Source organism: Mucilaginibacter terrae, from assembly GCF_031951985.1.
Classification (GTDB): domain Bacteria; phylum Bacteroidota; class Bacteroidia; order Sphingobacteriales; family Sphingobacteriaceae; genus Mucilaginibacter; species Mucilaginibacter terrae_A.
Window position 1 is genome coordinate 919,927 of record NZ_JAVLVU010000001.1, and the last position, 12,029, is coordinate 931,955.

General features: G+C 41.8%; 9 protein-coding genes and 1 tRNA gene. 3 read left to right on the top strand and 7 right to left on the bottom strand.

Annotation, left to right across the window (positions count from 1 at the left end; all coding sequences use genetic code 11):
• Positions 1-33: 33 nt before the first annotated feature.
• Both QE417_RS03875 and QE417_RS03880 read left to right on the top strand, forming a co-directional pair.
• On the top strand, positions 34-2,421 hold the full coding sequence (locus tag QE417_RS03875; protein ID WP_311947627.1) for a TonB-dependent receptor: 2,388 nt from the start codon (positions 34-36) through the stop codon (positions 2,419-2,421).
• 175 nt (positions 2,422-2,596) lie between these two features.
• A complete protein-coding gene (locus QE417_RS03880; RefSeq protein ID WP_311947628.1) occupies positions 2,597-5,107 on the top strand; it encodes a PAS domain-containing protein in 2,511 nt (836 codons plus the stop codon).
• Between the two features lie 175 nt (positions 5,108-5,282).
• Here the strand turns inward: QE417_RS03880 and QE417_RS03885 are convergent.
• Positions 5,283-5,356: transfer RNA gene (locus tag QE417_RS03885), tRNA-Ile, on the bottom strand.
• A gap of 275 nt (positions 5,357-5,631) precedes the next feature.
• A complete protein-coding gene (locus QE417_RS03890; protein WP_311947629.1) occupies positions 5,632-6,519 on the bottom strand; it encodes a dienelactone hydrolase family protein in 888 nt (295 codons plus the stop codon).
• Between the two features lie 230 nt (positions 6,520-6,749).
• On the opposite strand from QE417_RS03890, the gene QE417_RS03895 reads away from it, so the two are divergent.
• A complete protein-coding gene (locus tag QE417_RS03895) occupies positions 6,750-7,199 on the top strand; it encodes a DoxX family protein (RefSeq protein ID WP_311947630.1) in 450 nt (149 codons plus the stop codon).
• A 90-nt stretch (positions 7,200-7,289) separates the two neighbouring features.
• On the opposite strand, the gene QE417_RS03900 is transcribed toward QE417_RS03895, so the two are convergent.
• The 5 genes from QE417_RS03900 to QE417_RS03920 all read right to left on the bottom strand — a co-directional run bounded on the left by QE417_RS03900 (position 7,290) and on the right by QE417_RS03920 (position 12,025).
• Positions 7,290-7,484: a cold-shock protein gene (locus QE417_RS03900; RefSeq protein WP_311947632.1), complete on the bottom strand. Its 195-nt coding sequence runs from the start codon at positions 7,482-7,484 to the stop codon at positions 7,290-7,292.
• Positions 7,485-7,550: 66 nt separating this feature from the next.
• A complete protein-coding gene (locus QE417_RS03905) occupies positions 7,551-9,740 on the bottom strand; it encodes a bifunctional alpha,alpha-trehalose-phosphate synthase (UDP-forming)/trehalose-phosphatase (protein WP_311947633.1) in 2,190 nt (729 codons plus the stop codon).
• A gap of 171 nt (positions 9,741-9,911) precedes the next feature.
• A complete protein-coding gene (locus tag QE417_RS03910; protein ID WP_311947634.1) occupies positions 9,912-10,415 on the bottom strand; it encodes a hypothetical protein in 504 nt (167 codons plus the stop codon).
• A 237-nt stretch (positions 10,416-10,652) separates the two neighbouring features.
• Positions 10,653-11,396: a menaquinone biosynthetic enzyme MqnA/MqnD family protein gene (locus QE417_RS03915; protein ID WP_311947636.1), complete on the bottom strand. Its 744-nt coding sequence runs from the start codon at positions 11,394-11,396 to the stop codon at positions 10,653-10,655.
• Between the two features lie 8 nt (positions 11,397-11,404).
• A complete protein-coding gene (locus QE417_RS03920) occupies positions 11,405-12,025 on the bottom strand; it encodes a histidine phosphatase family protein (protein ID WP_311947638.1) in 621 nt (206 codons plus the stop codon).
• Between the last annotated feature and the right edge of the window lie 4 nt (positions 12,026-12,029).

Genomic DNA, 12,029 nt, shown 5'->3' on the forward strand with positions numbered 1-12,029 from the left:
CTTCGGCCTTTATTTAGAATGATTAAAAATAACATGAAAAAAATCTTACTTATCTTAATTTTATTCACCTCGCTTACGGCAGTTTATGCCCAGCAAGCGGGCAGCATGAGTGGCGTAGTAACAGCTACCGATGGTAGCCCCGTAGCTTTTGTAAGTATTGTATTAAAAGGAACTTCGCATGGCACCTCAACTAATGATAAGGGCCATTTTCGTATTGGCCGTATTAAGCCGGGTACTTACACGGTAACTGTTGCTGCCATCAATATTGTTTCGCAGGAGAAAGAGGTAAGCATAGCTGCCGGGCAAAATACCATAATAAACTTCAACCTTGATCTTAATACCTCTCAATTGCAAGAAGTTAGGGTAAACGCCCGCACCAACAGCGTAAAGATGGATAACCCTTCACAATCTTTACGTTTGCAAGAGCCCTTGTTACAGGTACCCCAAAACGTGCAGGTTATCTCCAATCAATCACTTCGCGAGCAGCAAATCATCAGCATGAGCGATGGCTTGATACGTAACGTGAGCGGTGCTGTACGCTTAGAGCACTGGGGCGATTTATATACTAATATTACCATGCGTGGTTCGCAGGTTCAGGCTTTTCGTAACGGCTTTAATGTAGTTAGCTCGTACTGGGGGCCGCTAACCGAAGATATGAGCTTTGTTGATCATATTGAGTTTGTAAAAGGTCCGGCAGGTTTCATGCTGTCAAACGGCGATCCAAGCGGCCTGTACAACGTGGTGACCAAGAAGCCAACCGGCCAAACCAAGGGTGAGGTGAGCTTTACCACCGGCAGTTTTAACTTAAACCGTGCCACTTTAGACCTTGATGGCAAACTAAACAAAGATGGCCGCTTACTATACCGTTTAAATGTTTCGGCACAAAACAAGGGCTCGTTTCGCCCAAATGAGTTTAACGACCGTTATGCTATTGCCCCGGTAATTTCGTACCAGGTTGATGACAAAACCAAGGTTACTTTCGAGTACAATTATCAACGTGCAAAAATGTCTGACGTTGGCTCGTACTATCTTTTCAGCAAAAAAGGTTATGCTTCCTTGCCGCAAAATGCTACGCAGCTGCCGTCGGGTTTGCAGCCAACCATAATTAACGATCATAGTTTTACCATTAACTTACAGCACCAATTGAGTAATAACTGGCGCTTAACCGCACAGGCTGCCCGTTACATATATTCGCAAAATGGTACCTCTATGTGGGCCGATACCGTATTTGCTGATGGCCGCTATGTGCGTACCGCCGGCATTTGGGAAGCCGAAAGTAATTTATCATTAGCCCAGGCATTCATTAATGGTAAAGTGGTAACCGGAAGCGTGGTACATAAAATTTTAGGTGGGATTGACATGGCCGACAAAAAATACGTGGCCGATTATGCTCAAACCAAATCGTTAGATACCAAGGCCAATCCATTTAACCCTAACGACCCTGCTCAATTCAGCCTTAATAATCCGGCAAACGGGTACCCAACTTTTGATCGCACTTTGAACCTGGAAGCACGTGCTGCCGCCGGGTTTGGTTTAATAAATTCGCGCTATACCAGTTTATATATACAGGATGAACTGGGCTTTTTTGAAAACAAAATAAGGTTAACCCTTGCCGGCAGATATACCTATGTGCAAAATTCGGATTTTGGAGCTACCGTAAGCGCCAAACACTTTACCCCGCGTGTAGGTTTAAGCGTATCTGTTGATGATCAAACCTCTTTTTACGGTTTGTACGACCAGGCCTTTACGCCGCAGGCTGGTGCCCGTTTAATTAATGGCGGCACTGTAAAACCATTAACCGGCAACAACCTGGAGTTTGGCTTAAAACGTGATTGGGCTGATGGAAAGTGGAACACCACATTTGCAGTATACCGCATACTCAAAAACAACGAAGCCGCTGCCGATGTAAGTAGCACACCACAAAACCCGGTAAGCTTTTTATTGGGTCAAAAACGCGCTCAAGGCTTGGAGTTTGATTTACGCGGCGAAATTTTACCCGGCTTAAACCTCACCGCTAACTATGCCTTAACCGATTCGAAAGTAACCAAGGTTGGCGATGCGCCTTCAACCATTGAGGTTGGTGCCGTAGTACCGGGTTATGCCAAACACGTGGCTAATGCCTGGTTAACTTATAAATTGCAGGGCGGCGTATTAAGAGGTACAGGTATATCGGCAGGTACAACTTACCTGGCCGGCCGCCAAACCGATACCTGGAGTGTAGGCTTGCAACGTTTGCCTGATTATGCCAAACTCGACGGTGGGTTATTTTGGGAAGGCAGCAAAATGCGCATAACCGCAAATGCCTTTAACATTCTAAACAAGTTTACTTACAGTGGTTCGTATTACGCTTATTTGCAAGCCTACTACTGGCAGGCCGATGCCCCACGCAATTATCGCCTTTCAATAGCCTACAGATTTTAATCACACCAAAATAGCTTTTAAAAGCCGCCTTTTTAATAATGAGGCGGCTTTTTAAGTTGTATAAAATACCGTTTACTTTAAAATACTTTTACAAACCGTATGTTTTAACACCTGATAATTTTGGTAGTAAGAAAATGATTTTATTTTTGCTGTTTGTTTACGCTTCTACCTCTTGATGACTGACATTACCCGTTCTACAATTACAGATAGCGCACTTATTGATGTGCTGATACAATCAAATCAGGCTACTGCCATTTATGATAGCGAAGATCTGCATATACGCTTTGTAAATGATGCCATGCTAAATATTTGGGGTAAAGACCGAAGCGTTATTGGTAAAACCTTTGAACAAGCTATTCCCGAAATTATTGGCCAGCCCTTTACTGAATTACTTAAAAACGTATGGTGCACCGGCGAAACCTATATAGCAAAAAGCACTGCTGCACAATTAGTTATTAACGGCCAGCTTACTACTTCTTATTTTGATTTTGAATATAGAGCGATAATAAATACAGAGGGTAAAACCTATTGTTTACTGCACACGGCAACAGATGTTACCCAAAAGCTAAAAGATTGGAACAAAATTCAGGAACGCTTTGAAAACGAGCAGCAGTTAACTGAAGAATTAACGGCAGGTAATGAAGAGCTTCGCTCGCTGAATGAAGAGCTATCGGTTATCACTCAAGAAAACAAAACTGCGTTAGAGCAGTTGGCCATGGCCAAACAAGCTGGTGGCGTAGGTTTATTTGACCTTGATGTACCCAACGATCATTTGGTTTGGGATGAACGTTGTAAGGAGCTATTTGGCGTTTCGGCCAAGCAGTTGGTTACTTACTCATCAGATTTTGTAAACGGACTACATCCAGATGATCGCGAGCAAACCGTGCAAGCGGTAAACAATGCTTTTAATAAAGCGCTTACAGGTGGCCGTTACAACGTAAAATACCGTACTGTTGGTGTTGATGACGGACTTATACGCTGGGTGCATGCCGTTGGGCAGGTACATTTTGATGAGCAGGATAAGCCAAAGCGTTTTATAGGCACTGTTACTGATTTAACTGATGAAATAACAGCACGCATTGAGCTTGAGGAAAGCGAAATCAAATTACAGGATGCTAACGAAGAGCTTTCGGCCATAAACGAAGAGCAGGCATCAATTAACGAAGAGTTACGTGCTACCAACGAAGAATTGGCCGATACCCAGGCACAACTACTCAACTCTAATAGTTTATTATTAGAAAGCCAGAACCGCCTGCGCGACGTGCTTGAACAAGCCCCCGTAGGCATGTGCGTATTGCGCGGCCCCAACCATGTAATTGAAATTGCCAACGAAGCTATATTAAATATATGGGGACGTAAACGTGAGGACATCATTAATAAACCGCACCGCACTGCCCGCCCCGAGTTAGAAGGACAACCTGTATTTGACTGGCTCGATAAGGTGTACAGTACAGGCCAACGGCAGGTTAACCGCGAATTTAAAGTGATGCTGCGGCATGGAGACGGCTTGCGTCAGGCCATCGTAAATTCCGTATACGAGGCATTAAGAGACGCTTCGGGTGCTATTTATGGTGTATTGATAGTTTTGGAAGATATTACCGAGGCGGTTAAGCAGCGCGAAGAGGCGCACCGCATACAGGAAATGTTTAACCTGGCTATTGATGCTGGCGAACTGGGCGCATTTTATTACGACCCGCAGAGCAACCAGTTTACCGGCAATGATATACTGAAGAAATGGTTTGGTGTAGGTACCGATGAATTTATACACCTTGATATTGCCATAAATGTGATTGCCGATGAAGACCGGGAGCGGGTAACAAAGGCTATTACCGATGCATTAAACCCCGAATATGGCGGTGTTTACGATATTGAATATACCATAATAAACCCTGTAACTCAGTTTCCGCGCATAGTTAAGGCAAAGGGTAAAACTACTTTTGATGCAGTAAACAGACCGGTTAGCCTCAATGGTATGCTGCTGGATATTACAGAGCGTAAGCAGGATGAACAACGCAAAAACGACTTTATAGGCATGGTTAGCCATGAGTTGAAAACTCCGTTAACATCAGTGAATGCCTATATACAAATGCTGCAGGGCAGGGCTGTACGTAATGAGGATAGTTTTACCGGCGGCGCATTGGATAAGGTAGCCAACCAGATCAGGAAAATGACGGTAATGATCAATGGATTCCTCAATGTGTCGAGGTTTGAATCGGGCAAAATTCATATTGATAAGCAATGCTTTGATATGGCCTCACTGTTAAAAGACATTGAAGAAGAGTATGTAGCAACCACCAACAGCCATGATATAATTTTTGCTCCTGTGCCTGATGTTGAAGTTGTAGCAGACCGTGATAAAATTGGACAGGTAATTAATAATTTAATTAGCAATGCAATTAAGTACTCGCCGCAAGGCAGTGCAATAAATGTTGATTGTGCAGTAAATAACGGCCAGGTAAAAATATTTGTAAAAGACCAGGGCATGGGTGTTAAGCCCGACGATCAGCAACGATTGTTTGATCGCTATTACCGGGTAAAAGGTGAGCACATGCGTTCAATCAGTGGTTTTGGCATAGGCCTTTACCTTTGTGCCGAAATTGTTACCCGCCATGATGGTAAAATATGGGTTGAAAGTGAATTTGGTAACGGCTCAACATTTTGCTTCAGCATACCAGCAGCAAATTAAAACACAGAAATTTCTTTATTTTTCATAATATCCCCTACCCGCTTATAAAGCAGTTAGTATAGCTTATCATTGGCGGACTGCCAATCAAAATAATTTGTTTTCCTGCATGGATTCGAACCACGATCTTCTGAACCAAAATCAGACGTGCTACCTTTGCACCACAGGAAAATTATTGTAGAATGTAAAGGACTTGAACCTTTAGCCATCACCGTATAAGGGTGCCGCTCTTACAAATTGAGCTAACGTTCCGGTTGATTATCACAGGTTAACTCGAACCAGCCCCCCTGCATATCCGACAGCTGTCGGATAATCTAACCAATTGATATACTACCCTGAAATTCTATTAAAAACAAAAAATCCCCTTAGAGCTAACTAAGAGGATTCTGAATAATGCTATATTTTTTTCAATACATACCCATTCACCTCCGATAGTTCGGTTGCGGTAATTGCATTTGTATTGTTGTTGTTCTCATAGCGCAAGTATACAGCTATTTTTTAAAATCAAGAAATTTTCTTTATTTTTATTATTTCAGATTTTCGGCAAAGAAATCAATGGTGCGTTTCCAGGCCAGTTCGGCGGCGGCTTTATCATACCTTGGTGTGGTATCGTTATGAAAACCGTGGTTGGCACCTTCGTAAATAAAGGCCTGATATTTTTTGTTATTGGCCTTTAAAGCCGCTTCATACGCCGGCCAACCTGCGGTTATGCGTGTATCGAGCGAGGCATAATGCAGCATTAACGGCGCATTTATTTTAGGAACATCCTCAACCGCCGGTTGGCTGCCGTAAAAGGGAACGGCTGCAGCCAAATCAGGCACACGCACGGCCATCATGTTTGAAATACCTCCGCCATAGCAAAAGCCCACTACCCCTACTTTACCATTACAGTCTTTGTGGTTTTTAAGATAAGTATAGGCATCGATGAAATTCTGTTCCATTTCGCCTTTGTCGCGTTTGGATTGCATGATACGGCCTTCATCATCATTACCCGGGTAACCGCCCAGTGGCGTAAGCGCATCGGGTGCCAACGATATAAAACCAGCCAAGGCTGCGCGGCGGCCTACATCTTCTATGTAAGGGTTAAGTCCGCGGTTTTCGTGTACAACTATTACTCCGCCTAATTTCTTTTTAGCATCAGCCGGTTTTGATAGCAGGCCTTTAATGTCTCCTCCACCCTTAGGCGATGGATATTTAATGTATTCTGATTTAAGTCTTGTATCGTCGGGCTTAATTTGCAGCGTGGTTTCATAATTGGGCATAAGGAAACTCATGAGCGACGGCACGGTTAACCCGCCAACGGCGTAGAGCGATAATTTCTGCATAAATCCCCGCCTGTCTAAACGGTTATGCGCATAGTCATCATACAAATCAAATACTTCCTGTTTAATGTCGTTTTTGTCTATCTGGCTCATAATGGTAATTGGCTTTTCTCAAAATTAATTATTTGGTGTATATGGTTTATTTACAGCCGGTAACACTCTCGTTACCTGTACGATTTTGTTTAACACCGTTGATAATATAAAAGCGAGGCTCTTTGCAATACATCTCATCAAAAAATATATTATTGGCAATACCTGTGCTTAATTTTTGCAACAATTTTTTTATAAAATCACTTAGATTAGTACTACCAATTATAAACATTATGAAGTTAATATCCCGCATCCAATTATGGGGTGACAAAAATCATCCTATATGGTTAGATTTATTTCGCATAGCTTTAGGCATAGTACTTATTTGGAAGGGCGTATCATTTGCGCTTAATCTGCATGCCTTTACAGCGTTAATGGCGCAAAGCAGGTTTCCTACGGCATTATCATTAAGCATTATTGCACATGCAATAATTATGCTGCACGTTATTGGCGGTTTCTTTATTGCCATAGGTTCGCACACGCGTATGTTTTGTTTGTTAAACCTGCCTATATTAATTGTAGCAGTTTTATTTGTAAACCTGTCTCAGCACATTTTTAGGCCTTACGCCGAGTTTTGGTTATCATGCGCGGTACTGGCAGGTTTAGCTTGTTTCTTAATTGAAGGCAATGGCAAGCTATCTGTGGAGAATATTAAAAACAATGATACGCAAGCTATTTCTTAAAGGAGTTTTTTAATAAGTGTCCCCTGTAAACGCAAAAAGCACCTACCGTAATGGCAGGTGCTTTTGTTTTTTAACGACTTATATAGTGAGTTAAACTAATTTTACGTTTACCGCGTTAGGACCTTTACGGCCTTCTTCAACTTCAAATGTTACATTGTCATTTTCGCGAACCTGGTCAATAAGACCGGTTGTGTGTACAAATACGTCGCTGCCATTGTCAGCTTGTGTGATGAATCCAAAACCTTTTTCGGTATTGAAAAACTTTACTGTTCCTTCTTTTTGCATTATATTATAATAAGCACGCAAGGTAGGTATAATTATCGGGCTATTAATTATTTAAGCAAAAAACTGCTAATATACAGGCTCACCCACAGTTAATGAGCGTAGTAATCCCCTCACCTCTTTAGGGTTACGTACATAAAACTTAGCTACCGAAGCGCCTGTACCCACCTTTATAGTAACCGAGCTTTCGGGCAATGAACGGAAAAGGTCTTCGTCTGTAAAGTCATCACCCAAGGCCATTATAAAATCATAATCAGTTTGCTGCACTACGCTTAGAGCGGCTTTGCCTTTGTTTATTTCCATGTTTTTAACCTCTACCACCTTATCGCCCGGTAGCAGTTGTAAACCTTTATCAGTGGCTAAAAACTTGAGGGTATTCATCAGTTCGTTGGCCCGCAGCTCTCCCAAACCACGCTGAGCTTTGCGGTAATGCCACACCAGTGAGTAAGTTTTTTCTTCGATGAACGAGCCGGGTGTACGGTCTACAAACTTTTCGAGCACCAACTGAATATCCTTTTTCCACGAAGTTGACAAGCCATTTATTTTGTGCCATTCCATGCTTTGCTGTTTAAACCAGGCACCGTGCTCTGCTACTAAATATATATTACGGTCGGCAAACCAGTTACCCAGATTTTCATGCTTACGGCCACTAATAATTACAACATGATTGTTAGGGTCGGCCGAGAGTTGATCTAACAAAGTATACAGTTCCCGGTCGGGACTGGCCTGGTCTACATTGGGTTTAAAATCAACCAGGGTACCATCATAATCTAAAAATATTATGCGCTTTGAAGTATTGTGATACCTGTTGATGATTGACTGTGCGGTAGATGATTGTACATGACGTGTTTGCATGGAACGCTGCAGTAGCTTTACTTCATTTAAACGTTCCATAAATATTTGCACCCAATGATTTACATTAAATTTAGCTACCAGCTGGCGCATTTGTTTCATGCGGCGCTGCTGCTCCTCTAAAGGCATGTTCAGCGCCTCAATAATAGCATCCTTCACTTGTATAACGTTATTAGGGTTAACCAAAATTGCATCTATCAACTCGCGCGATGCTCCGGCCATTTCGCTCAGCACCAACACACCATCATTATTGGTACGGCTGGCTACATATTCTTTACTTACCAGGTTCATGCCATCGCGCATAGGGTTAACTAAACAAACATCAGCAGCACTGTACAATGCCGATAATGTTTCGATACTCAACGAACGATAATAGTAGCTTACCGGCGTCCAGTCGATGGTGCGGTATTTGGCGTTAATGTTGCCCACCTTTTTATCGATCTGGTCGTGCAGGTGCATGTATTGCGGAACGGTATCTCGCGATGGCACCACCACCATGTATAAGGTTAATTGTCCTACATATTCCGGGTGCTCTTCTAACAATAACTCTAAAGCCTGCAAACGCTGCAAAATACCTTTGCTGTAATCCAACCTGTCGATTGACAAAATCAACCTGTTGTTTTTATAGATCTCGCGTATCTGATCTGCATGTTCAATTACCTCGGGCAAGCGCGTTAAACCGGCATATTTTTGCTCGTCTATACCCATCGGGAATGATTCTACCACGATGGAGCGTTCGCCACAGGTAATAACATTTGATGAAACCGGTGTTGGTAATATACGGCTAACCGAACTCAGGAAGTGGCGCACATCATCAAACGTATGAAAGCCTATCAAATCGGCACCTAACATACCCCGCAATAACTCGGCACGCCAAGGTATAAGCCTGTACATTTCGTGCGATGGAAAAGGTATATGTAAAAAAAAGCCAATAGAAATATCGGGTCGTTGTTTGCGTATAAGCGCGGGCAGCAACAATAATTGGTAATCATGTATCCAAATGGTGTCGCCGGGTTCGCAGTGCTGTAAAATAACATCGGCAAACTTTTGATTTACCGTTTGGTAATAATCCCAGTTTGATGGTTTATAGGTGGTGTAGGTAGATGCATAGTAATGAAATACCGGCCACAATACGTCGTTAGAAAAACCTTCATAAAACTCCAGTACATCTTCCTGTGTAAGATATACCGGTACAAGGCTTAAATCTTTTAGCTTCCCGGCTACTTCATCTTTACGTTCATCGGCAATTACTTGTCCGGGCCAGCCTATCCAAATGTTGTTATCCGTTTTATAAACCGACCCTAACCCCGTAGCAAGCCCGCCTTCGCTGGGCATGAGGTTAAATTCGTTGTTATTTTCCTGTATTTTAACAGGTAAGCGGTTGGCAACAATAATAGTTTTCGGCATAATGTAGAATTAGTTTCGAGAAAATATGTTTTAATAATAAGGCAAAAAACAACCATATTGTTTGCTTTTTTTGCTTTGAGGTTATATAACCTACTATATATGAGTAGGTATAAAAACAAAAAAAGCCGCACCTTGCGGCGCAGCTTTAAAGAAAAATGTAATAGGTATTTCTTAGTTCTTGCTCAGCAATTCAACTGCCGAAGAAGGTGTAATGCGTAGCGTAGCTTGTTTATCGGCTTTGTATAAGGTTAACAAATAAACCTCATCATCAAATGCATTAATAGCAGTTAAACGGGTTAAAGCTGATGAAGGAGTTTCGGCATATTGAAAACGGATCAACTCTTTTACGTGGTAGCCTTCGTACTCGCGTGCAATTTGTTTTTTAGCGTGAGATGGCAATACGTTATAAGTAACAGCTTCGGTATGACCTAAATATTTGCCGTTGGTATCAAAGTAAGCAGCCATTTTTACGTTATCAACAGTGAAGTCTGCTTTTTCAAAACCTTCAGTTACCGTCCAGGTAATATCTTTTGCACTGTAAAACTCAGATTCGAACTGACGGATAACATAAGATGATACTTTGCTTACGTCGTCATTTTTTTTGCCACCATCGGCAGCTATAGCGCTTAAACTTAAAATTGCGAATAATGCGCTTAGTAAGGTTAACTTTTTCATGTTGTTGTAAATATTAATTGTCTTAAATTTTAAATCCGCAACAAATTTACAACACAAATATCATTTTGGTAAATATATTTTAACTTTTATAACAATTTCATAAAATACTATCAAACATTTTATGATTTTAAAATTTAACCGATTTCAATAACCAATTAATTACAATTTGTTAATTTTATAAAACAATTGTAATTATATTGTCAATGGAAATACGTTTCTATTGACAATATTTCAATGCTATAATTCTTTTATCAGTTTCAGAAACAGTTGCAAAGCCTCCTTTTTAGCCTCGGTAAGCGGGTAATCTATTTTATGCATCAAATAGTCGCGTAAATCAAAATCTTCCCGCATTTCCATTTCAGTAAATAGCTCCTCACGGTGGTCAAGTCCATATTGTAATGATTGGTTAAACTCATCAATAAAGCTTTGAGGTATAGGCTTATTGGCTATCCAGGCGGCAAATGTAAATGGGAGGCCGGTAAATTTGCCCCACTCTTCGGCCAAATCATATACATAGGTGTAATTACCGGTTTTGCCAAAGGTGCGATCGCCTATTTGTACAAAGGCAGTGTTGGCATCGGTTAACACACCGTAATCATGAGCATCAACAATCATTTGTGGTTGCAGCTTCCAGTAGTTTTTTAGCAGCACCTTTGCCAGGTTGTTTGATGAGCGCGATTGCGGATCTAACTGCAACACCTTCACCTCCTCAATAGGACAATTGCTAAATATAAAAACCGAATTTACCGCACCTACCGCCCCAATGCAATAGGCAGAAACTAAATGCCACTCAGGTAAATTTAAGGTAGCCGCAACCGGAATCAAGCCAATATCAACCTTATCATCTATGAGTTTTTGAGCGCACTCGGCAGGAATGTCGAGGCTAAGATCAATCTTATTTACAATATCGGTATGCTGAATACCGTAAAGGAAGGGTTTGGTGTTAGTATAACTAACCGCCGATATTCTTATTTTTTCCAAAAGAACAATTAATGAATTTGTAAATGGATGGCGTTGTTAAACTCGGCTATCTCAAACCGGCTGCCATCATAAGTAACCTTGTATAATACCAGGTTTTGGTGTGGAAACTCGTCCATATGAATAAGCGATTTTTCGGTAAGCAGGCACAGCAGCAAACGCATGGCGCGACCGTGCATGCATATCAACACTGTTTTTTCTTCGGGATGGCTCATAATGGTAGCCATCGCCTCTTTTTGTCGGGCCTGTACTTCGTTGGGGCTCTCCCCTTTTTCAAACTTTTCGTCGAGGTTACCGGCAGTCCATTCGCGCATCATATATAAAAATGCAGCTTTGGTTTCGGGTGTACTTGGCGCACCTTCATGTATTCCCCAGGCCAGCTCATCAAGCCCCGAAAGCTTTTGGTAAGGAATGCCCAGATCAATAAACTGCTGTATGCTTTGCTGCGTACGTTTCAACTCAGATATATATATCTTATCAAACGCAATATCTTTATAAGCCTCAAAAAACATGTTGGCCTGTGCGCGGCCATCTGCATTTAAATCGGTATTCATGCCGCGGCCCTGTACTACACCTTGCTTATTTAAATCAGTTTGCCCATGGCGGACAATGTATAACGTTTTTTGAATCATTTAT